The organism is Nocardiopsis sp. iso_237 (assembly GCF_056173345.1).
In genome coordinates this window covers 2,859,831-2,880,200 of sequence record NZ_CM149669.1, presented here as the reverse complement: position 1 = coordinate 2,880,200, position 20,370 = coordinate 2,859,831, and the positions used below count along the sequence as shown (strand labels likewise).

The following is a 20,370-nucleotide window of genomic DNA, read 5'->3' as shown; positions in this document are numbered from 1 at the left end:
GGGCGGACCGGCACGGGGCCGGTCCGCCCGCGGACGGGGATCAGGCGAAGCGCTCGGGGGGCAGGTAGCCGCCCATGTTGAACTTCAGGCTGGTCAGGTAGGCCAGCGGCTGGTCCCAGGGGGTCCTGACGTCGTAGAGCGGCAGCATCCGGTAGATCTGGCCCTTGCCGGGGGCACCCGCCGGGGGGATGGAGCGCACGTCGTCGATGGTGAGGATGACCGGTTCGCGGTTGAACAGGCGGGTGCCGAGCTTGGGGATGTCGAACATGCAGCCGACCGCCATCCGGCAGGCCTTGGCCGAGGGGCCCTCACCGGCGTAGGGGTCGAAGGGCGTCCGGATCTGACCGGCGGAGAGGTACTCCGGGTTGAGGGTCACCGTGATGGTGCCCAGTTCCTCGGAGGCACCGGTCATGTGCATCTCGATGAGGTTGGTGTAGACCTCGGCGCCGGACCACTCCTCGTCCGTGGCGGGGGAACGCACCACGCGGACCCAGCCGTCGAACTCCACGTCGAACTCTCCGACGCCGGGGATGGCGAAGGTGTCCCAGGAGTGCAGTCCCAGGTTGTCGATCCCCGGTTCGGGGGCCTTCCACTTGACGACGGGCGAGCCCTCGTACAGGTTCGGTACTCCGTCGGTGTCCACGGGGCGGCCGAGCAGGGTCTTCTTTTCGGACATGACTTTCGTGCCTTTCACGTGAGGGTGCTCGGGGAGAGGGGGACCCGTGGGGTGCCTCAGACGCGCCCGGGGCGGTGGTCGGAGCAGGTGCGCCCGGGCTCGTCGGGGATGCCGTCCTGGTCGCTGTCGAGCTCACCGTCGACGGTGCTGTACACGTCGCGGGAGTTGAGGTCGATCCGGCCGTCCCCGTCCCAGTCGTTGAGCTTGCCCTTGAAGGTGCCGAGGATGAAGACGTTGGTCTTCGGTCCCACCTCGGGGTCGTGCAGGGTCGACAGGATGCCGTTGCCGGGGGCGAGGATCTCGGTGATGTCCTTGTCCACCATGTTCGCGACGTCGGTGTAGCCCCAGCCCTGGAAGCGGCCCCGCACGTAGCGGATGGCGGACTCGCCGCGCACCTTGATGTCGGGGTCCAGGAACCACGTGCCGAAGCGCGCGAAGCCGATGTCGGTCTGCCGGGTGCCCTGGCTGGGGTCGGCGGCGCGGCCGGAGTGGTAGAAGGTGCGCGGGACCTGGGACTCGAAGTAGAAGTTCCCCCGGTCCGCCCTGGTCCGGTCGGTGAAGCCCCGGAACAGGTAGTTGTCCATGTGCCGGGTGCCGTCCTCGTACAGGCCGTCGATGGTCTTGGCCATGAGGAGCTGGCGTTCGCGGGTGGCGACGTTGGGGCAGGCGTGGGCCTGGCCGTAGACGCGGGCCAGCCCGCGCGGGCCGAGGGAGAGCTTGCCCCAGTGCCGGTTGGTGTCGTCCAGGCGGACGTAGAGGTCGCAGTGGATGAGCAGGTAGATGGTCTCGTCGAAGGTACGGCCCTCGGTGAAGACCGCCTCGCGGGAGTCGAAGGCGGGGTCACCGGTCTGGAGCTCGCTGAGGAAGAGCTTGGACCACTCCGCGATCTCCGGGTCGGGGTCGTCGAGGAAGCGGGAGAGGGTGCTCATGGCGTGCGGTCCGCCGAGCTTCTCGATGGCCCACAGGGTGTCCCACCGGATCTCGCGGTCCTTCTCCGTGCGGACGACGCGCTCCAGCACCTCGAAGACGTCGGCCGGGTCGCGGTCGGCGTACTCGAACACGGCCTGTTCCCGCGCGACCGGGTCGGGGTGGTTGAGGGCGTCGCGCGCCAGTTCCTCGTCGGTCCTGGTGTCCAGGCGCACGGCGGCCTTGTTCAGCGCGTACCCGAAGTCGCTCTGCCAGGCGGCCGGGTCGCCGGCGACCAGGCGCGGGTCCATGCTGAGCGTCGTGCGATAGGAGAAGTTGAGCGCGTCGCGCTGTTCCGTGGCCAGTTCGGTCAGCGGGGGCTGACCGGCCAGGGCCGCGCGCGCCTCGGCGTCCTCGGGGTTCGGTGGCGGTTGTTTGTGCGCCAGGTCGATCGCCATCTGATCTCTCCTTAAGCGGGGTTAATCGGCACCGTGGATTATGTGTCCCAAGATAGGAGAGGAGCCTCCCGGATCCCTTCTCATGCATTGCGCCGAACCGCCGTGACACAGGAAATGTGAACTGACAACACCACCCCGCACACCACCCACAGAGCCGGGGAATATCCCACCCCGCCTCACTCTCCGCAAGAATGCATAACGCTCGGCACCCCTTGCGAAACCGAGTTCCAATGTGCGCGTTGTGTGCACACATGGACTCCAGTGAAAACAGGAGCCCCAACAGGGCGCCCCCAAACCTCGAAGACGGGTCGAACTCGCAGGGTAAGCGCGCGAACACGCGCGCCCGACCGTGGAAGCGCATTGCACTCCCCCGGCCTGGACCTCCGCAACTTCCGGAGTGTTCTTTCGCCCTTCCGAGGCCGAAGAAAGAGCAATACGGGAGATGCCGACCGCCACTTCGATAGCCAAGATTGAGCGACGGCCCCGGCCGTGAACGAACCCCCGACCGTCCTGTGCGCCCTGAACCCAGATTCCCCCGGCATCACGAGGAGTAGCATTGCGCGAATCAGTCCGTGAGGCAGTTTTGGTGATTCACAGGCGATTTTCGGAGCCCATCACTCTGAACGACGTCGCGGCGGAGGTATTCGTCAGCCCCTTCCACCTGTCGCGGGTCTTCTCCCAGGAGATCGGCGTCCCGCCGGGGCGGTACCTGTCGGCCGTTCGCATGTTCGAGGCCAAGAAGCTCCTCGTCGCCTCCCGCATGACCGTCTGTGACATCGTCTACAGCGTCGGGTACAACAGCGTCGGCACCTTCACCAGCCGGTTCAGCCGAGCCACGGGCATGACCCCCCGCCAGTACCGTCGGCCCGAGGTCGAGCGCCTGCTCGTGGCCGCCTCCGGCGGGTTCAGCCGGATGCCCCCGCTCAAGGAGTTGAACCGTCCGTCCCAGCAGCCCGGGGCGGCCCGCCCCGCCGAGCACACCGGCTCGCTCAGCGGCGTCGTCGAGCTCCCGTGGCACCGCCCCGGAACCAACCTGTTCATCGGCCTCTACCGCGATCCCATCCCCCAGCGGGCACCCGTCGCGCACCTGGCGCTGCCCGCCGACGCCAGCACCCGCTTCACCTTCCCCTCGGTCCCCGCCGGAGCGTGGACGGTGATGGCCGTAGCGATGCCGCCGGGCACCGCCGCCAACAGCGCCGACGTCCTCGTCGGCGCGCCCGCCGCCCGGGTCACCGTCCGCCCCGGCACCGGCACGCGGACGCGCTTCACGATGCGGCGGCTGACCAACACGGACGCCCCCATCGCGGTGACGCTGCGGACCCCTCCCTCGGCCGTCCCCCACCCCGAACGGCCCCTGCCCCGGCAGCGCACGTCCACCGACGCCACACTCTCCGGGAGCCCCAGATGATCACCGTCGTGCGGTCCCTGCGACGCCGCGTCCTCACCCCGAACACGGCCGAGACCCGCGTCAGCACGCGGGGGTTCCACCCGGGACGGCCGACCGAGCGCCACATGATCGAGACCGTGGGCGCGTACTTCCTCACCGGGTACGGCCACGCCGTGGAGACCGGCTCCACCGAGCGGGTCGGCCCGCTGCTGGAGGACGTGCCGGAGCGCTATCGCGGTTTCGCCCACGAGGGCGCCGCCATGGGCTTCGCCGTCATGGACGGCCTCACCCGGCGGGGAGGACGGCTGGGCGCCTTCCTCCGGGGCACCGGGGACCCCCACCTGTACATGGCCTACGTGGGTGCGGGCTGGGCCATGGCGCGCCTGCCCCGGCCGCTGTGGCCGGACCCCGCGGGTTTCGACCCCGTGCTGCGGTGGCTGGTCCTGGACGGCTACGGGTTCCACCAGGCCTACTTCCGCACGGACCGGTTCGTGCGGGCGCAGGGGTCCGATCCCCGGCCCGCCCGATGGTCCGGCGACCCGGCCTACGCGGCCCGGGCCGTGGACCAGGGGGTGGGGCGGGCGCTCTGGTTCGTGGCCTGCGCCGACCCCGGCCGCGCCGCCGACCTGGTGGAGTCCTTCCGTGACGAGCGCAGGGCCGACCTGTACGGCGGGATCGGTCTGGCGGCCACCTACGCGGGCGGCGGCGCGGACGGGCTGGCCGAGCTGTGCGAGCGGGCGGGGAAGCACCGCCCCTGGCTGGCCCAGGGCAGCGCCTTCGCCGCCGAGGCCCGGGCCCGCGCGGGTCTGGTGGTCCCCCATGTGGGTGTCGCCACCGCGGCGCTGTGCCACAGGACGCCTGAGGAGGCGGCCGCCCTGGCCAGGGAGACCCGGCCCCGGGAGGAGCGGCCGGGCGACTCCGTGCCCGCCTACGAGACCTGGCGCGCCCGGTTGGCGGATCGGCTGGCGCGGTGAGCCCCCGGCGGGTGGACCCCCGGGTGCGCCCCGCCCTCATCAGGGTGGCGGCCCGGCTTCTGTCCGCCGAGGGGCCCGGCGCCCTGACCACCCGCCGGGTGGCCCGCGAGGCGGGGTGTTCGACCATGGCCGTGTACACCCACTTCGACGGTATGCCCGGGCTGGTGCGGGCGATGGTCCATGAGGGGTTCTCCCGGCTGCACGCGCACTTCGCGCGGGTGGCTCCCAGCACGGACCCGGTCGCCGACCTCGCCCTGTTCGGGCGCGCCTACCGCCTGAACGCGGTCTCCAACCCCCACCTGTACGCGGTGATGTTCGGCGCCGCGTCCCTGGGCGGGTTCACCCTGACCGAGGAGGACCGCCAGCACGGCCGGTACACGATGGTCGGGGTGATCGAGTGCGTGGGCCGGTGCGTCGGGTCCGGCCGGTTCCGCGACGCCGACAGCGCGATGGTCGCGCACCACATGTGGAGCGCCGTCCACGGGCTGGCCTCCCTGGAGCTGGGGGACTACCTGGTCGAGCCCTACGGGGCCGACTCCTGCTTCGAGACCCAGCTGTGCGCGCTGATGACGGGTGCGGGCGACCGCCCGGAGAGCGCGTCCCGCTCCGTCACCGCCTCGGGGGCGACCTTCCGGTCGGTCTTCGGCCCACCCGGCGCACGGGTTCCGCGCGGGGAGGCGGCGCGCAGCTCTCCGTGAACGAACAGGAGGGCCTCGGACCCCGTCCCCGGGAGGGCGGTGACCACCCGGCCCAGGAGGATCGCGTGGTCACCGCCCGGGTAGCACCGTTCCACCTCGCACTCCAGCCAGCCCAGGGAGCCGGACAGCAGGGGCGCTCCGGTCCGGGGGCCCGGCGCCCAGCCGAACCCGGAGAACTGGGCCGGTCCGTCGGGACGGGTCTTGTCCGCGAAGTGACGGGCCGCCCCCTCCTGTCCCGCCGCCAGCAGGGACACCCCGAAGGTCCCGGTTCCGGTCACGGCACCGTACAGGCGCGCGCTGAGCGAGACGCAGCACAGCACCAGCGGGGGGTCGAGCGAGACCGAGGTGAAGGCGTTCGCGGTCATGCCGTGGGGGGCGTCGCCGCCCACGGTCAGGACGGTGACGCCGGTGGCGAAGCGGGACATCACCCCGCGCAGCCCGGCCATCAGCCACCCGCCGGGTGCGGGGCCGCCGTCGAGAACGGCGCGAGCGCGCGGCGCAGTCCGTCGGGGACCCGGGCCGGAACGGTGGCGTTGTTGGGGCCGCGCATGCAGGCCACCCGCTGCCCGCCGCGGGCCACGAGGGTCTCCCCGGCGGCCTCCAGGCGGACGTAGTCGAAGGCGAACGCGATCTGGGTCTGGGTCAGCTCCTCCAGGCGCATGCGTACCGCGAGTTCGTCGAAGGCGGTCGTCTCCGTCAGGAAGTCGCAGTCCACTCGGAGCGTGAACAGCTTCAGGTCCTCGCGCAGCTCGCCGAGGATGCCGGGGGCGTGCTCCCGGAGGAACATCTCGCGGCACCTCCCCTGCCAGCGCAGGTAGTGGGCGTAGTAGACGTTGCCGACGAGGTTGGTCTCCTCCAGGCCGACGACGTGGCGCATCTCGTAGTAGCCGTGGTGGACGTTCACGGTCGCGGTTCCTCTCGGGTCGGGTGGGTGGTGCCGGGCGCGCGGTCGGACACCGCGACGACCACGGGCGGGCCCTCGTTCGCCAGGCGGGTCGACCAGGTGGCGATCCTGACTTCCCCGCAGGCCAGGACGGTCCAGCCGTCGGGGTCGACCCGCTCCAGGGTGAGGGCCCTGGTGGCCGTGCCGGTCTTGCGCAGGCACTCCAGCGCTCCCCACACCCGTGTCCCGGTGACCGCGGGGTCCTCGCCGGTCTCTCGGGAGAGGAGGTCAGCGACGGCCAGGGCGGCGGGGCCGAGCAGGTCGGCCCAGACGGCCCGTGGGCGTTCGGTGGCGCTCTCGACGTCGCAGCCGAGCGGTTCCGGGCCGGTGACGGCCATCGTCACCCCGGCGCCGTGGGAGACCGAGACGTGCGCACCGGCCGCCTCGGGACGGCCGTCCGCCCGGTGCCGGAGTGCGGCGGGGCGGTCCAGGAGCCGGCTGACGGCCAGCTCGGACCGGGCGCGCCGCTCCTCGGTGGAGCGGGATCCGCCGGGAGTGGTGGCGGGCTCCGGTTCCACGGCGACCGCGATCCCTGGTCCCAGCACCCTCTCCAGCGAACGTTCGAGGTGGGGGCCGAGCAGCGCCGGGAGCCAGGGGCCCCGGCCTCCGCGTGAGCGCACCGCCCGCAGGCGCAGTCCCTCCCAGCGTTCGACCACCCGGCCCGAGGGGTCGCGCACGTCCACGTCGTAGGTGAGGGAGTCGCCGTCCCGGTCGCGTTCCCTGGCGTCCACGACCAGGGGGCCGTCGTACCGGTCGCCGGGGTCGGCGGGGCGGAGGCGGTCCACGCGTTCGGGGAGCAGGACGGCGTCGGGTACGCCGGTCTGAAGCGCGTGCATGACGGTGTCCCGCGCGCCCGGGTCGGCCAGGACGAGGTCCTGGGGCAGGTAGGGGGCGAACCACGCGGCGGCGCCGGTGGCGTGCGCCTCGACCTCGGCCACCGTGTGACGCGCGCTCACCTTCCGGTAGGCCAGCAGGCGCTGGAACAGTTTGCCCTGGAAGAGCAGGCCTCCGTAGAGGTCGGTGGCGGGGTCCAGGGGTACGCGGGGCAGCGCGGGCCCGGTGCGGCGGCCGCCCCGCTCGGAGACCGTGTCCGGGGCGGGCCAGCGCAGGACGGCCCGGAAGTGGTCGGTGGCGTACCCGGTCTCCTCACTGCGCACCGCGACGTCCACCGTGCCGGGGTCCCGCAGCAGCGCGGCGACCCGGACGGTGGTGCTCCCCGTGGGCGGGACCGTGACGGGGCGCAGGAACTCGGCGTCCTCCAGCACGGGGACTCCCGTGTGGCCGCTGAGGGCGGCGGCGGTCTGGGCCATCGCCTCCATGCCCAGGACGGCGGGCAGGAGGGCGTCGCCGTCCAGCATGTGGTCGGCCAGGTAGGGGTCGCTCGCGGCGGACAGCTCCGTCTCCGTGATCAGCTCGACGCCGGGGTAGTGCACCACGGCGCGGTCCACGAACCGTCCCAGCGGAAGTTCCGCGGGCCGGTGGAGCGTGGGCGCGGGACCGGTGCGGCCGCTGACGACCACCACGGGTCCGGGGTCGGGGTGGGAGAGGAGTCGGCGCAGTTCCCGGACGCCCTCGTCCACGGAGATGGGCGTGACGCCCTCGCGGCCCAGCGCCTCGACCACGCCCATCCGCTCGCCCATGCCCGCTCCGGACCACACCGACCACTCCACCGCCAGGACGCGGGTGTGCGGGTGGCGTCGGCCGTACTCGGCGGTCAGGGCGCTCATGCGGTCGTTGGCCAGGGCGTAGTGGGCCTCGCCGCGCAGCCCCGCGCGTCCGATGACGCTGCCGAAGGTGACCAGAAGGCGGAGTCGGCCGGGGTCGACGGCGTCCAGCACCGCGCGCAGTCCGTCGGTCTTGGGGGCGAGCGTGGCGTGGACGGCGTCGGGGGTGAGTGCGCCGAGCGGCGCGGGTTCGTTGCGCCCGGCGCCGTGCAGCACCGCGGTGACCGGTCCCAGCCCGGCCGCGCGTTCGACGGCCTCCCGGACCTGGTCGGGCCGGGTGACGTCGGCGCGTTCGTAGCGGTGGCGCACCCCGGCGGCGGTGAGCCGTTCCAGGTTGGCCGCCAGCTCGGGGTCGGCGGCGGGGTCGGCGCGGCCCAGGAGGAGCAGGCTGAGGCCGTGCTCGTCGGCCAGGGCCCGGGCGCACTCCCCCGTGATGCCCTTGCCCCCGCCGGTGACCAGGAGGACGTCGTCCGGGCCGAGGACGGGGTCCCGCACGGGTTCGTCCCCCTGCGGGAGGACGGTCAGGACCGGGACGGCGCGGGACCCGTCGGCGCCGTGCCGGGACTCGGCGTAGGCGGTGGTGGCGGCGGTCTCGGCGACGACCGTCGTGATCAGGCCGCGGACCTCCTCGGAGCCGGTCGGGGCCGTGTCGGCCGCCTCCACGACGGTGACGGGTGTGTGGGGAGCCTCCAGGTGCAGGGTGCGCGCGAGCCCGGACACCAGGGGGCGGTCCTGGAGGACGACCAGCCGTACCCCGCGCCGTTCGGCCTCCTGGGCGGCGGTGAGCGCCGACGCGGTCTCCTCGCCGTCGGGGACGAGGAGGACGCCCGCACCGATCCCGGCGCCGGATAGCGCGGCACGCAGGGGTTCGGCCACGGGGTGACCCGGGGGCGCGTACACGGACCAGGGGGCGGACGCGGCCCGGACCGGGGCCGTCGGTGCCGCAGGGGGCGGGGACTGCCGGTGGCCGACCCGGAAGGAGCGTACCCAGGGCCCGATTCCGGCGGGTTCCCCAGTGGGCCCGGTCCCCGCACCGGCGGTACCGGCCAGGTCGTCGATGGTCGCGGCGAGGTCGGCCAGGCTGGAGGTGGCGTAGCCGCTGGTCGCCTCCAACGGCGGCAGGCCCTTGGCGCGCGTGGCCTCGTTGACGATCTGGCCGACGGTGATGGAGCTCAGGTGCAGTTCGTCGAGCGGCCGGGTGTGCTCGGTGACGGTGTCCACCGGCAGTTCGACCCGCGCGGCCACGAGTTCGCGCAGGAGCTGGAGGGTGTCCGTCCCCTCCGCGACGGTCGGTTCGGGTGCGGTGGCGGGTGTGTCCCCGGCGGCGGGCTCGGGCGCGGACCCGGTCGTGGCGGTGTCTCCCTCCCGGAGAGACACCGGGGCGCTCTCGCAGGGGTTCGCGAGGAAGGTGAACGTCTCCGGCAGTTCCCTGGTGAGGCGGCCCCGGAAGAGGCTTTCGGTGTCCAACGGCGCCCCCAGCGCGAAGGCGGCCCCCAGAGCGTTCAGGAGCGGTCGCAGGGAGGCGGAGTCGGTGTCGGTGGGCAGCACGCGGACGTCGGCGGCGGCGCGCGCGGTGAGGTCCGAGAGGACCCTGCCGGGCCCCACCTCCAGGAAGAGGTCGGTGTCGGTCGCCGCGCGGGTCACCGCTTCGTGGAAGAGGACCGGCCGCACCACCTGGTCGCGCAGCAGGCTCCGCAGCGGTGTGTCGTGCGCGAGGTCGGTGCCGGTGACGGTGGAGACGACCCTCCCGCTCAGGGGCGCGAAGGTGGTCTCGGAGAGGAGGCGGTCCAGCGCGGTGGCGGCCGGGGCCACCAGCGGCGAGTGGAAGGCGTGGGAGACGTTGATCCGCGCCGAGGAGACACCCCGCTCCTTCGCCAGGGACCGGAGGCGTTCGACCCCGGCGACCGGCCCGGAGACGACCGTATGGTCCGGTCCGTTGTGGCCCGCGACGACCACCTCCTCTCCGGGTGCGGCGGCGAGCTCACGAAGCAGGAGGGCGACCCGCTCGGGTCCGGCCGACAGTCCGGCCATGGCGCCGTTCCCCGTTCCGGTGGCCGCCATGGCGCGGCCCCGGCCGGAGGCCACCGACAGGAGGCGTTCGGCGTCCATGGCCCCGGCCCAGTGCAGCGCGGTGAGCTCACCGAGGCTGTGGCCGACGGCGGTCTCCGCCGACACCCCCAGTTCCTCCAGAACGGCCAGCGCCGCCAGGGAGCCCGCGACGATCCGGGGCTGGGCGACCTCGGTGGCCGCCGGGTCGGCTCCCTCGGGCAGGTCCGCGCGGGCCAGGGCCGCCTCGGCACGGGCGAAGCGGCTGCGCACCGCGCCCCGCCGTCCGTGTCCCGACCCCTGCCCCGGGAACAGGAAGGTGATCCGGGGCGCCCGGTCGTGGCGGGAGAGAAAGGTCCCGGACGCCGCCGAGAACACCTCGGTCACACCCTCGTCCAGGCGGTCCGTCAGGGCCGTGGCCGCCCGGGCCGCCGAGCGCGGGTCGGCGGCGACCAGCGCGCAGCGCACGGGCCGATCCGCCAGGCGGCGCGCCAGGGACGCGGCCAGGTCGGTGAGTTCGGCGTAGGAGAGCCGGGGCAGCAGGTCGGCCAGACGGCCGAGCTCCCGCCGCAGGCCCTCGGCCGAGTCCGCGTCCAGGAGCAGGAGCTCGGCGTCCTGCCGCCCCGCGACCACGGCCCGGGCACGGGCGTCGGGACCGGTGGCGTGGCCGGGAGCGGCCTCCAGCGCGACGTGGGCGTTGATCCCCCCGAAGCCCATGGCCGACACCCCGGCGCGCACGGGGTGGTCCCCCGGCCAGGGCTCGGCCCGCTCGGGGACGCGGAGGGCGGGCGCATCCCCCGTCAGGAGCGGGTGGGGGTCGTGGTGGGCGGTGCCCGGCGGGATGGTGCCGTGGTGGACGGCCAGGGCCGCCTTGATGAGCCCGGCCACCCCGGCGGCGGCCTTGGTGTGGCCGATGTTGGCCTTGACGGTTCCCAGTGCGGCGGGACGGGAGGGACGCGGCCCCCGGGCGTGGGACAGCGCGGCGATCTCGGTGGCGTCGCCCAGCGCGGTCCCGGTGCCGTGCCCCTCGAAGTAGCCGACGGTGTCGGCTCCGTACCCCGCCCGCTGGTAGGCGCGCCGGAGCGCGAGGCCGTGGCCGGTCTCCTCGGGCCTGGTCATACTGCCGCGTCCGTCGGAGGAGACCGCCCAGCCCGTGACCAGCGCGTAGACGCGGGCGCCGCGCGCGCGGGCGTCGTCCTCACGCATGAGGACGACGGCGCCCGAGCCCTCGCCGGGCCAGAAGCCGTTGGAGGAGCGGTCGTAGACGCGCATCTCGCCGGTGGCCAGGGCCCCGGTCCGCGCGAAGCCGACGAGTTCGAAGGGGTCGACGGACAGGTCCACTCCCCCGGCGAGTGCCACGTCCAGGTCCCCGTCGATCAGCGCCCGCGCTGCGGTGGTGACCGCCAGCAGGGAGGAGGAGCAGGCGCCGTCGACGGTGTAGCCGCCGCCGTTGAGGTCGAAGTGGTTGCACAGGCGTCCGGCGATGGTGTTGGAGAGCCCACCGGCGAGCGTGTCCTCGTCCACCTCCGGGAAGGGGCGCTTGTAGGAGGTCTCCAGCTCCGCGAGGAAGGGCGCGGACTCCTCGGCGCCCCAGCCCCGCTCCCGGAGCGCGGCGGCAAGGGTGCGGCGGACGTAGGGCCAGCGCAGGCGCATCGCGTTCGCCCGGGAGAACTCGCCGGTGAGGCTGTTTCCCAGGACGACCCCGGTGGTGGCGCGGGGCAGCCCCTCGCCCCCGGGGTGGCCGGCGTCGGCCAGGGCCCGGTCCGCCGTCTCCAGGGCGAGCCAGTGCGTCATGTCCGTGGACCGGAAGGTGCTGCCGGCCACCCGGTGCTTCTTCCGGTCGAATGTGAATCCGCGGAGAAGTGCCGCCCGGTCGGAATAGAAACGGTCGGGCGCGTCCGGGTCGGGCGACCAGTAGTCGTCCAGACTGAGGCGTTCGGAGGGGAGCGCGCGGAAGGCCCTGCGGCCCGCCAACACGTTCTCCCACAGCTGTTCGGGCGTGTCGGCGTCCGGGTAGCAGAGGCCGATGCCCACGATCGCGATCCGCTCGCCGCCCATGGGGCACCTCCGGTCCGTGGGAACAACAGGAATGACTTCTGTTCGCGCGGTCCAGCATGAATCGGCGCCCCGTCGCTTTCTTCTTCGTTTTTGCGAAGGAGGGCCTTTTATGGGGTAACGCTGTTATATTCCTGAATTCGGGCCCCGGGTTCCGCGCGGCCCCCGGAGAGCGGGGCGAGGTGCCCGCGACCCCCGTGAGGGCTACCGCTGGTTGCAGGCGCGGGGCCCGTTCGTATGATGTTTACCAGCCGGTAACGTACTGGCGAGTAGGCACCGTCGCCTCACTCTCCTTCTCCCGAGCACGAAGCCGCTTTCCCCCAAAGGGCCGTCAGGCCCCCCGCAGCGAAGGCACAACGAGTTCAGGAAAACCACATGCGAACACTGGGAACAGCCGCCGCGGCACTCGCCGTCGCGGTACTCGCCGCCTCCTGCGGCGCCTCCGAGTCGTCCGACGAGGAGACCTCCCCCGGCGCCGCCACCACGGGGGTCACCGACGACAGCGTCGTCATCGGGACCCACCAACCGCTGACCGGACCGGCCTCCCCGGGGTTCGTGCACGTCTCCACCGGGGCCAGCGCCGTCTTCGACTACGTCAACGACAACGGCGGCATCCACGGCAGGCGGATCGACTACCGGGTCGAGGACGACGGTTTCGACCCCGCGCGGACCATGGACGCAACGCGCTCCCTGATCAACGACGACGAGATCTTCGCGCTCCTCGGCGGTCTGGGCACCCCCACCCACGAGTCGGTCATCGAGGAGCTGAACGACGAGGGCGTCCCCGACCTCTTCGTCTCCTCCGGCGCGCTGGCGTGGGACCAGCCCGAGGAGTACCCCCACAGCTACGGCTTCCAGGTGGACTACTCCAAGGAGGCCAAGGTCCAGGGCGCCTACATCGCGGAGAACTTCCCCGGTGACGACGTCGGCCTCCTCTACCAGAACGACGACGTCGGCCCCGCCTCGCACGCGGGGATCGAGCAGTACCTCATGGACGACATCGTCGCCTGGGAGTCCTACGACCCCGGCGTCCCCGAGCTGGACGGCCAGGTGGCCGAGCTCAAGGCGGCCGACGCCGACGTCGCGGTCTGCTACTGCATCCCGGCCTTCCTCGGCCTGGCCATCCTGGAGGCCCGGTCGATCGGCTACGAACCGCAGTGGGTGGCGCCCAGCTTCGGCGGCGACGTGGAGATCGTCTCCCAGCTCATCGAGGAGTACGCCGAGGGCACACCGGCCGAGGACGTGCCACCGGAGGCCTTCACCGACGGACTCATCATCACCGCCTTCCTCCCGATGGCCGCCCAGAGCGACGACCCGTGGACCGCCTTCTACCGGGAGATCCACGAGGAGTACAACGAGGGCGCGCCCTTCACCGACACCACGGTGTACGGCATGGTGCAGGCGACCCTGTTCGCCCAGCTGCTCATGGAGGTCGGCCCCGACCTGGACCGCGAGCGGCTGCTGCGGACCCTCAACTCACGGGAGTGGACCGGCCCCGGCCTGGTGCCCTTCGTCGCCACCGAGAACGACCACAGCGGCTACTCCGGGGTGATGGTGGTGCGCAACCGCGCCGGTGAGGAGCCCGAGGTCCTCCAGGAACCCCGGGTCACCGACAGCGACGGCGGGGAGATCCTCCCCTTCGAGCTGGACCGGCCCGACCCGGACGAGGTTCCCCTGTTCGGCTGAGCCTGCGAACGGCGGGCCGGGCCGCACCGGATCAGGCCCGGAACCGCCGTTCCCGCTCCCGCGCGCGGCGACGGCGCGAGCGCAGCCACCAGGCCAGCGCGAGGAGCGCGGCCGCCGCCCCCGTGGCCACCGCCACCGGGAACCCGAGGTCGATCCCGCCCGTGCCGACCAGCACCATCGCGGCCGTGGCGGGCAGCGACCCGAGGGCGGTCCCCAGGGCGAAGGGCGCGGCCCCCAGCCCGGTCAGCCCGAAACCGTAGTTGACCATCTGGTAGGGAATCACCGGGACGAGTCGGAGCTGCACGACGGCCAGCAGTGCCCGTCGTCCCACCAGCCCCTCCAACCGGGCCCGAACCCGTTCGGGGAGACGCCGGGAGAGCGCGTCCCCGGCCACGTACCGGGCCACCGCGAACTGGACGACGGCGGCCAGCACCCCTCCGGCCAGAGCAAGGACCACCCCCGCGACCAGGCCGAACAGCAGACCTCCGGCGATGTTCAGGGCCGGGCGCGGCACCAGCGCCTGCACCGCCAGGACATAGGCCGCCAGGTAGACCACCGCGCCCCAGAACCCGGCGTCCGCCGTCCAGGCCCGCACCGCCTCCAGGTCCGGCCCGCGCAGGATCGCCCACGCCAGGACGGCGACCCACACCACGAGCAGCGCCACGCGCCACACCTGCCCCCACCTGTGCCCCATTCGTCCCAGGTTAGGGGCTGGTTCGGGGGTACTCAGCGCTGTTCCAGGCGGGGAAAGACCACCTTCTTCAGCACCAGGGTGAGCGCCGCCGCCGTCGGAATGGCCAGCAGGGCACCCACCAGGCCGAGCAGGGCGCCGCCCAGCAGCGCCGCCGTGATGTTGACCGTGGGCACCACGTCCACCGCGTGCCGCATCACCCTGGGCGCGATCACGTAGCTCTCGATCTGCTGGTAGATCAGGAAGAACACCAGGGTGACCAGGCCCATCAACGGGTCACCGACGGCCACCGCCAGCGACGCCACCACCGCGCCGATCGTGGTGCCGATCAGCGGGATCAGCGCCGTCACCGCGACCACCAGGGCCAGGGTGAGCGCGTACGCCGAGCCGGTCAGCCACAGGAAGAGGAAGGCCACCACACCGCCGAGCCCCGCGACCAGCAGCTGACCGGCGATGAACGCCCCGATGCGCTGGACGATCTCGTCCCCGATCTCGCGGACCCCGGACCGGCGCGAGCGGGGCACGAACCGGTAGGTGACGTCCATGATGCCCGGCAGCGAGGCCATGAAGAACAGGGTGAGGATGAGGACCGTGAAGGTGGCGAACAGCGAGTTGAACACCACCTGGCCCACGCCGACGAGTCCGCCGAAGACCTGCTGGCCGAAGTCGCCGCCCGAGACCACGCCCTCGATCCGGTCGAGCACGTCGTAGCGCCGGTCGAGGTCCCGGAAGAACGCCGAGTGCTGGAGCTGGTCCAGCGACGAGGGCAGGGACGACGCGAAGCTGCTGACCTGCTGGGTCAGGGGCGGAACGATCGCCCACACGAACACGACCAGGAAGGCCACCAGAGCGAGGCAGACCGAGAGGATCGCGGCCCAGCGGGGCAGCCGCAGCCGCCGCAGGGCCTCGATGGCGGGGTTGAGCCCGATCGCGAGGAAGAGCGCGACCAGGATGTAGACGAACACCGCCCGGGCACCCGTCAGGGCCTGCACCAGCAGCCAGGCGCTGAGCACCCCCAGGGCCCCGACGAAGCCGAGCAGGAAGTAGTTGGGGCGCCGCGCCTCCTCGGTCACCGGTTGCCGTTCCGGTCGCCGCTCGGCGGGTTCGCGCTTCTTGGCTGTCACTGGCTCCGCTCCGGTGGGTCGGGGATGCGCAGGGTGAAGAGGGCACCGCCGAGCAGGTCGCTGTGCCCGGCCACCAGGGTGCCGCCGTAGGCGCCCGCGATCTCCCGGGAGATGGCCAGTCCCAGGCCGCTGCCGCCCGGGTCGCGCTCCTTGGACTCCGACAGCCGCGCGAACCGCTCGAAGACGCGTTCCCGGTCCTTGACCGGGATGCCCGACCCGTCGTCGTGCACCTCGACCACGGCCGCTCCCTCGTGGTGCTGCACGATGACGTCGATTCGGCCGTTGGCGTGGCGTGTGGCGTTGGCGACGAGGTTGGTGAGCACCCGAACGATGCGCAACCGGTTGACCAGCGCGTACACGGGTTCCGATGCGTGCAGGAACAGCTGGGGCGGACCGGGCTGGCCGGAGAACTCCTGCCGCGCGACTTCCGCGAGGTCGACCCGCTCGCGTGACACCGCCTGGTCGGTGTCCAGGCGGGCCATCTCCAGGAGGTCCCCGACGATGTTCTCCAACCGCTCGGTGTCGGAGAGCAGCCCCGTCAGCAGCCGTTCCCGAGCGCGCAGGTCGGGGTCGGGATCGGAGAGCTCGACCTCCAGCTTGGTGCGCATCCCCGCGATCGGGTTGCGCAGTTCGTGGGAGGCGTCGGAGACGAACCGGCGCTGCCGGGTGACCGCCTCCTCCAAACGGGCCAGACTGGAGTTCGCGGTGCGCGCCAGGTGGGCGATCTCGTCGTCGCTCTTGGGCAACGGGAGTCTGCGGTGCAGGTCGCTGACGGAGATCTGCTCCATCTCGTCGCTGATCCGCCCCACCGGGCGCAGGGCCCGGCCGACGCCGTACCAGATGACGAAACCCGAGCCGAAGATCAGCAGGGCCGAGGCGCCCATCAGGACGAGCTCCAGGACCTTGTCGCCCAGGATGAGCGGGGTGCGGGTGGCGGCGAGCACCATGACGTTGTCGCCGTAGACGGAGCCGTTGACGACGTACCCCACCACCTGGAAGCAGTCCCCGGTGTCGTCCTCGGGGATGACGTCGCAGACGTAGTCGTCGACACGGAAGTCGTCGGGCGCGGGGTCCTGCTCGTTCAGGGGCGGCACCCCGCTCAGGGCCACACTGGACGCCAGGACCTCGTCGGTCTCCCAGTCCACCACCTGGAAGCGCAGGATGGGTTCGGAGGCCGGAATCGGACCGTCGTAACGCTCCGTCATGATGTGGTCGGCCACGTGCCGGGCTCCCTCGGCGGCCCGGTCCCGGAGCTCGGTCAGGGTGACTTCCCGGATCAGCAGGATGGAGGCGCTGAGGAGAACACAGATGACCAGGGCGAGGATGGCGACGGCACCGAGTGTGACCCGGGCTCGGATACTGCGCGGACGTAGTGCGCGCCAGGGTCTCCAGGATCGCTCGTACCGTTCTGCCACGCACCCATTGTTACTCAGGGCAATAAGAAACCCTTGAAGGGTCACCGGTGTGGCGACCGAAACGTACGAAGGTGTGCGAGATCCCGACACGGGTTCTTTCGCCCCCCGCGCCGCCCCGCGAGCGGGAGGACGCTCGCGGGGCGGGACTCCGGACTACTCGTAGGGGTCCGGCGGGTTGGTGACCTCCTCGACCGAGGTGGTCGCGATCTCGTGCTGGGAGACGTCGTACAGGTCCCCCTCCGGCTCCACCCAGGTGCCGCGCACCGTCCACCAGGTGTCGGCCTCCGGTGCCGGATGGTCGGTGATCAGCACCTTGTTGACCACCGCGTCGGCGGCGCAGCAGGCCATCTGCAACCTGGCCAGGTACCAGCCCTCCCCGTCCTGGGCGGGCACGGCGAACCCGGTGAGCTCGACCTCGCGACCGGAGAGTTCGCGTTCCTCATCGATCCAGGCGCGCATCACGAATTGCTGGATGTCGAGCGGGACCACGTCTTCGGGGGCGGCCTGTGACAGTTCGTCGGTGAACCGGGAGGGCGCCCGCTCGTCACGGGGCGGCGGGCCGGAGGAGGCTCCGGTGCTCTCCACCGTGTAGGCGCCGAGCGCGGGCGGCGCGATGACGAACACCGCGAACACGGGGAGCAGGAGCAGCCACGCCACCCCGGGCGCGACCGAGTGGTCGTGGCCGTGGTCCTTCCCTCCGCCTCCGTACTCGGCGGCGGCGTGGTCGAGTTCCGAACGCGCCGAGGCCTCCTCGGGGACCGCGTCCTCCTCGTCCAGGGCGTGGCTCTCACCGCGCAGCTCCGCGACGATGACCAGGACGCCGAGCAGCACCATGACCACTCCGGCGGCGATCAGGAACGGGCCGAAACCCGCCTTGACCCAGTTCAGGTACAGGTTGGTGGGGACCGTGCTGGTCAGCGCGGCGGCGCCGAGCAGGACGAGGGTGAGCCCCTGGGCGATCCGGTTCACAGGAGGACGGCTCCGATCAGGAACGTGCTGAGCAGACCGACCACAAGGCAGATCGGGACGAAGCGGGCGACGAAGCGCCAGCCGAACACCCCGGCCTGCATCGCGATCAGCTTGAGGTCCACGATGGGCCCGATGACCATGAACGCGAGCTTGGCGGTCGGAGAGAAGTCGGTGAGGCTGACCGCGACGAAGGCGTCGGCCTCCGAGCAGATCGAGAGCAGGATGGCCAGCAGGGCGAGCACCAGTACCGAGACGATGGGCCGCTCGGCCACGGCCAGCAGCCACTCACGGGGCACCATGACGTTCAGGGTCGCGGCCGCGAGCGCGCCGACCACCAGGTAGCCGCCCGCGTGCATCATGTCGTGCAGCATCGACTCGCGGAAGACCTGCCACTTCGACGCCCCGGGCGCGTGGGTCCGCGAGGGCAGGCGCAGCCAGTCGGCCTTGCCGAAGCGCACCCAGATCCAGCCGATGACCACCGAGGCCAGCAGCGAGGCCACGAAGCGGGCCAGGATCATCTCCGGTTGCCCGGCGAAGGCCACGGCGGTGGCGATCATGACGATGGGGTTGATGGACGGCGCCGCGAGCAGGAAGGTGAGCGCCGCCGCCGGAGCGACCCCGCGCTTGATGAGGCTCCCCGCGATGGGCACGGAGGCGCACTCGCACCCGGGCAGGAGCGCTCCGGAGGCACCGGCCACGGGCACCGCCCGTCCCGGCTTGCTCGGGATGAAACGCTGGTAGGCCGAGGTCGGCACGAAAGCGACGAGCGCCGCCGACAGGGCCACCCCGAAGACCAGGAAGGGCAGCGCCTGGAAGCTGATGGCGGTGAAGATGGTCGCCCAGGCCAGGAAGGCCTGACTGGTCAGTTCGTCGGTGAGCCAGGAGTGGGCCACCGCCATCGCGGTGATGAGGAGGGCGAACAGCCAGACCGTCCCGGTGCGGCGCGAGTCCGTGCGCCGCCCCCAGTCGGAGGGGGGCAGTTCGTCTCCCTGGTCGCCCCAGTCGCGGGCGATCGAGTCACCGAGTGAGGGATCGGGCGCGGAGTCGCGCTCCGATGTGGTCCGTTCGGACACGGGAGTACTCCGTCGGGTTCGGTTGGGGACTTCCCGAATGGTAACCGAAAATGATTTTCGTTTGTACATCCGTGGCGGCTCCACACATGGCGGAGCGGGCAAGTGTGCCGACAGCCCCCATAGTCAGGGGCTTCCCCGGTCCCTAGCGTGAGCGGGCATGGAACCGAGTACGACACCGTCCTCCGAGGTCGGAGACGCTCCGAAGACCCCCTTCCACCGCGTCGTCACGGCCAGCCTCATCGGCACCACCATCGAGTGGTACGACTTCTTCCTGTACGGGGCCGCCGCGGCCCTGGTGTTCAACCACGTCTTCTTCCCCGAGTCCGACCCCCTGGTCGGCACCATGCTGGCCTTCACCACCTACGCGGTCGGCTTCGTCGCCAGGCCCTTGGGCGGGTTGGTCTTCGGGCACTTCGGCGACCGGATCGGCCGCAAACAGCTGCTCGTCCTGAGTCTGCTCCTCATGGGCGGCGCCACCTTCGCCATCGGCCTGCTGCCCACCTACGCCGCCGTCGGCGCCGCCGCTCCCCTGCTGCTCACGCTGTTGCGCGTGGTCCAGGGGTTCGCCCTGGGCGGCGAGTGGGGCGGGGCCGTCCTGCTCGTCGCGGAACACGGCGAGGCCCGCAACCGGGGCTTCTGGACCTCCTGGCCACAGGCCGGGGTGCCCTGCGGCAACCTCCTGGCCACCGCGGTACTGGCGGTCCTGGCAGTGGTGATGACCGACCAGGCCTTCCTCGACTGGGGCTGGCGCGTGCCGTTCCTGCTCTCCGGGGTCCTGGTGTTCATCGGCCTGTGGATCCGGCTGGCGGTGAGTGAGTCCCACGTCTTCAAGGAGGCCTCCCGCAAGGCCGCGAGCGACCGTGGGGCGGAGCGCGCGCCCATCCTGGACGTGCTCCGCCACCACTGGCGCGAGACCCTCGTGGCCATGGGCGTGCGCATGGCGGAGAACGTGTCGTACTACGTGGTCACCGCGTTCATCCTGGTCTACGCCACCCAACAGGCCGGGCTGGCCAACGACGCGGTGCTGAACGCCGTGCTCATCGCCTCGGCCGTCCACCTGGTGACGATCCCGATGTGGGGCGCCCTGTCCGACGTCGTCGGCCGCCGACCGGTGATCGCGGTCGGCGCGCTGGGGGTCTCCGCGTGGAGCTTCGCGTTCTTCCCCCTCATCGACATCGGCACCTTCTGGTCGGTCACCCTGGCCGCCACCGTGGGCCTGCTGCTGCACGGCGCCATGTACGGCCCGCAGGCGGCGTTCTTCTCCGAGCTGTTCAGCACCCGCGTGCGGTACTCAGGGGCCTCCATCGGGTACCAGCTGGCGTCGATCCTGGCGGGCGGGCTGGCCCCGCTCATCGCCACGGCGCTGCTGGCGACCTTCGGGACCAGCGTGCCGATCTCCGCCTACGTGGCCGGGGTCGGGGTGGTCACCCTGGTCGCGGTGGTGTTCGCCCGGGAGACCCGGGGATCCGACCTGTCCTCCGTCCCCAAGGGCGGCGCCCCCGCCGAACCGAGCCCCTGACCCTCCGGGCCCGTGTCAGCAGACGG

14 protein-coding genes and 1 pseudogene are annotated in these 20,370 nt (G+C 72.2%); 5 read left to right on the top strand and 10 right to left on the bottom strand.

From position 1 onward, the window contains the following. Positions 1-40: 40 nt before the first annotated feature. Together AC0VYM_RS13170 and AC0VYM_RS13165 are read right to left on the bottom strand one after the other, a co-directional pair. On the bottom strand, positions 41-676 hold the full coding sequence (locus AC0VYM_RS13170) for a DUF6073 family protein (RefSeq protein ID WP_387518557.1): 636 nt from the start codon (positions 674-676) through the stop codon (positions 41-43). A gap of 56 nt (positions 677-732) precedes the next feature. Further along, positions 733-2,040 carry a HEAT repeat domain-containing protein gene (locus AC0VYM_RS13165; RefSeq protein ID WP_475462555.1) on the bottom strand — a complete coding sequence of 436 codons (1,308 nt, stop codon included), beginning with the start codon at positions 2,038-2,040 and terminating at the stop codon, positions 733-735. 586 nt (positions 2,041-2,626) lie between these two features. On the opposite strand from AC0VYM_RS13165, the gene AC0VYM_RS13160 reads away from it, so the two are divergent. From AC0VYM_RS13160 to AC0VYM_RS13150, 3 genes are read left to right on the top strand one after another with little or no spacing between them, the layout of a single operon-like run. After that, on the top strand, positions 2,627-3,448 hold the full coding sequence (locus AC0VYM_RS13160; protein WP_475462554.1) for a helix-turn-helix domain-containing protein: 822 nt from the start codon (positions 2,627-2,629) through the stop codon (positions 3,446-3,448). Next, positions 3,445-4,401, top strand: coding sequence for a DUF1702 family protein (locus AC0VYM_RS13155; protein ID WP_475462553.1), 957 nt, complete (start codon positions 3,445-3,447; stop codon positions 4,399-4,401). Before AC0VYM_RS13160 ends, AC0VYM_RS13155 begins: the two co-directional genes overlap by 4 nt. Next, positions 4,398-5,099: a TetR/AcrR family transcriptional regulator gene (locus tag AC0VYM_RS13150; RefSeq protein WP_475462552.1), complete on the top strand. Its 702-nt coding sequence runs from the start codon at positions 4,398-4,400 to the stop codon at positions 5,097-5,099. The genes AC0VYM_RS13155 and AC0VYM_RS13150 overlap by 4 nt, the downstream gene beginning before the upstream one ends. A gap of 41 nt (positions 5,100-5,140) precedes the next feature. On the opposite strand, the pseudogene AC0VYM_RS13145 reads toward AC0VYM_RS13150, so the two are convergent. The 3 genes and pseudogenes from AC0VYM_RS13145 to AC0VYM_RS13135 all read right to left on the bottom strand — a co-directional run. Beyond that, positions 5,141-5,464: pseudogene (locus AC0VYM_RS13145) on the bottom strand (flavin reductase family protein); the annotation flags it as partial. Between the two features lie 80 nt (positions 5,465-5,544). Then, on the bottom strand, positions 5,545-6,003 hold the full coding sequence (locus tag AC0VYM_RS13140; RefSeq protein ID WP_475462551.1) for an acyl-CoA thioesterase: 459 nt from the start codon (positions 6,001-6,003) through the stop codon (positions 5,545-5,547). Continuing rightward, positions 6,000-11,870 carry an SDR family NAD(P)-dependent oxidoreductase gene (locus AC0VYM_RS13135; RefSeq protein WP_475462550.1) on the bottom strand — a complete coding sequence of 1,957 codons (5,871 nt, stop codon included), beginning with the start codon at positions 11,868-11,870 and terminating at the stop codon, positions 6,000-6,002. The genes AC0VYM_RS13140 and AC0VYM_RS13135 overlap by 4 nt, the downstream gene beginning before the upstream one ends. Positions 11,871-12,242: 372 nt before the next feature. Between AC0VYM_RS13135 and AC0VYM_RS13130 the strand changes: the two genes are divergently transcribed. Continuing rightward, complete coding sequence (locus AC0VYM_RS13130) at positions 12,243-13,553, top strand: ABC transporter substrate-binding protein (protein WP_475462549.1); 1,311 nt, start codon at positions 12,243-12,245, stop codon at positions 13,551-13,553. A 31-nt stretch (positions 13,554-13,584) separates the two neighbouring features. Here the strand turns inward: AC0VYM_RS13130 and AC0VYM_RS13125 are convergent, their stop codons facing one another. The 5 genes from AC0VYM_RS13125 to AC0VYM_RS13105 form a co-directional block, all read right to left on the bottom strand. Further along, positions 13,585-14,247 (bottom strand): TVP38/TMEM64 family protein, encoded by a 663-nt coding sequence (locus tag AC0VYM_RS13125; protein ID WP_475462548.1) that lies wholly within the window; start codon positions 14,245-14,247, stop codon positions 13,585-13,587. A gap of 32 nt (positions 14,248-14,279) precedes the next feature. Continuing rightward, positions 14,280-15,317: an AI-2E family transporter gene (locus AC0VYM_RS13120; RefSeq protein WP_475463027.1), complete on the bottom strand. Its 1,038-nt coding sequence runs from the start codon at positions 15,315-15,317 to the stop codon at positions 14,280-14,282. Between the two features lie 47 nt (positions 15,318-15,364). Further along, positions 15,365-16,783, bottom strand: a complete 1,419-nt coding sequence (locus AC0VYM_RS13115) for a sensor histidine kinase (RefSeq protein ID WP_475462547.1) — start codon at positions 16,781-16,783, stop codon at positions 15,365-15,367. A 153-nt stretch (positions 16,784-16,936) separates the two neighbouring features. After that, positions 16,937-17,752: a TIGR03943 family putative permease subunit gene (locus AC0VYM_RS13110; RefSeq protein ID WP_475462546.1), complete on the bottom strand. Its 816-nt coding sequence runs from the start codon at positions 17,750-17,752 to the stop codon at positions 16,937-16,939. Beyond that, entirely contained in the window at positions 17,749-18,825 is a 1,077-nt protein-coding gene (locus AC0VYM_RS13105) for a permease (protein ID WP_475462545.1), read from the bottom strand. The genes AC0VYM_RS13110 and AC0VYM_RS13105 overlap by 4 nt, the downstream gene beginning before the upstream one ends. A gap of 157 nt (positions 18,826-18,982) precedes the next feature. Here AC0VYM_RS13105 and AC0VYM_RS13100 point away from each other — a divergent pair, with 157 nt between their 5' ends. Next, positions 18,983-20,344, top strand: a complete 1,362-nt coding sequence (locus tag AC0VYM_RS13100) for an MFS transporter (protein ID WP_475462544.1) — start codon at positions 18,983-18,985, stop codon at positions 20,342-20,344. Positions 20,345-20,370: the final 26 nt, after the last annotated feature.

What these genes read in the sequence shown, in the direction of transcription:
- AC0VYM_RS13170 (WP_387518557.1), bottom strand. Translation starts at nt 676, where the DNA reads ATGTCCGAAAAGAAGACCCTGCTCGGCCGCCCCGTGGACACCGACGGA.
- AC0VYM_RS13165 (WP_475462555.1), bottom strand. Translation starts at nt 2,040, where the DNA reads ATGGCGATCGACCTGGCGCACAAACAACCGCCACCGAACCCCGAGGAC.
- AC0VYM_RS13155 (WP_475462553.1), top strand. Translation starts at nt 3,445, where the DNA reads ATGATCACCGTCGTGCGGTCCCTGCGACGCCGCGTCCTCACCCCGAAC.
- AC0VYM_RS13135 (WP_475462550.1), bottom strand. Translation starts at nt 11,870, where the DNA reads ATGGGCGGCGAGCGGATCGCGATCGTGGGCATCGGCCTCTGCTACCCG.
- AC0VYM_RS13130 (WP_475462549.1), top strand. Translation starts at nt 12,243, where the DNA reads ATGCGAACACTGGGAACAGCCGCCGCGGCACTCGCCGTCGCGGTACTC.
- AC0VYM_RS13125 (WP_475462548.1), bottom strand. Translation starts at nt 14,247, where the DNA reads ATGGGGCACAGGTGGGGGCAGGTGTGGCGCGTGGCGCTGCTCGTGGTG.
- AC0VYM_RS13100 (WP_475462544.1), top strand. Translation starts at nt 18,983, where the DNA reads ATGGAACCGAGTACGACACCGTCCTCCGAGGTCGGAGACGCTCCGAAG.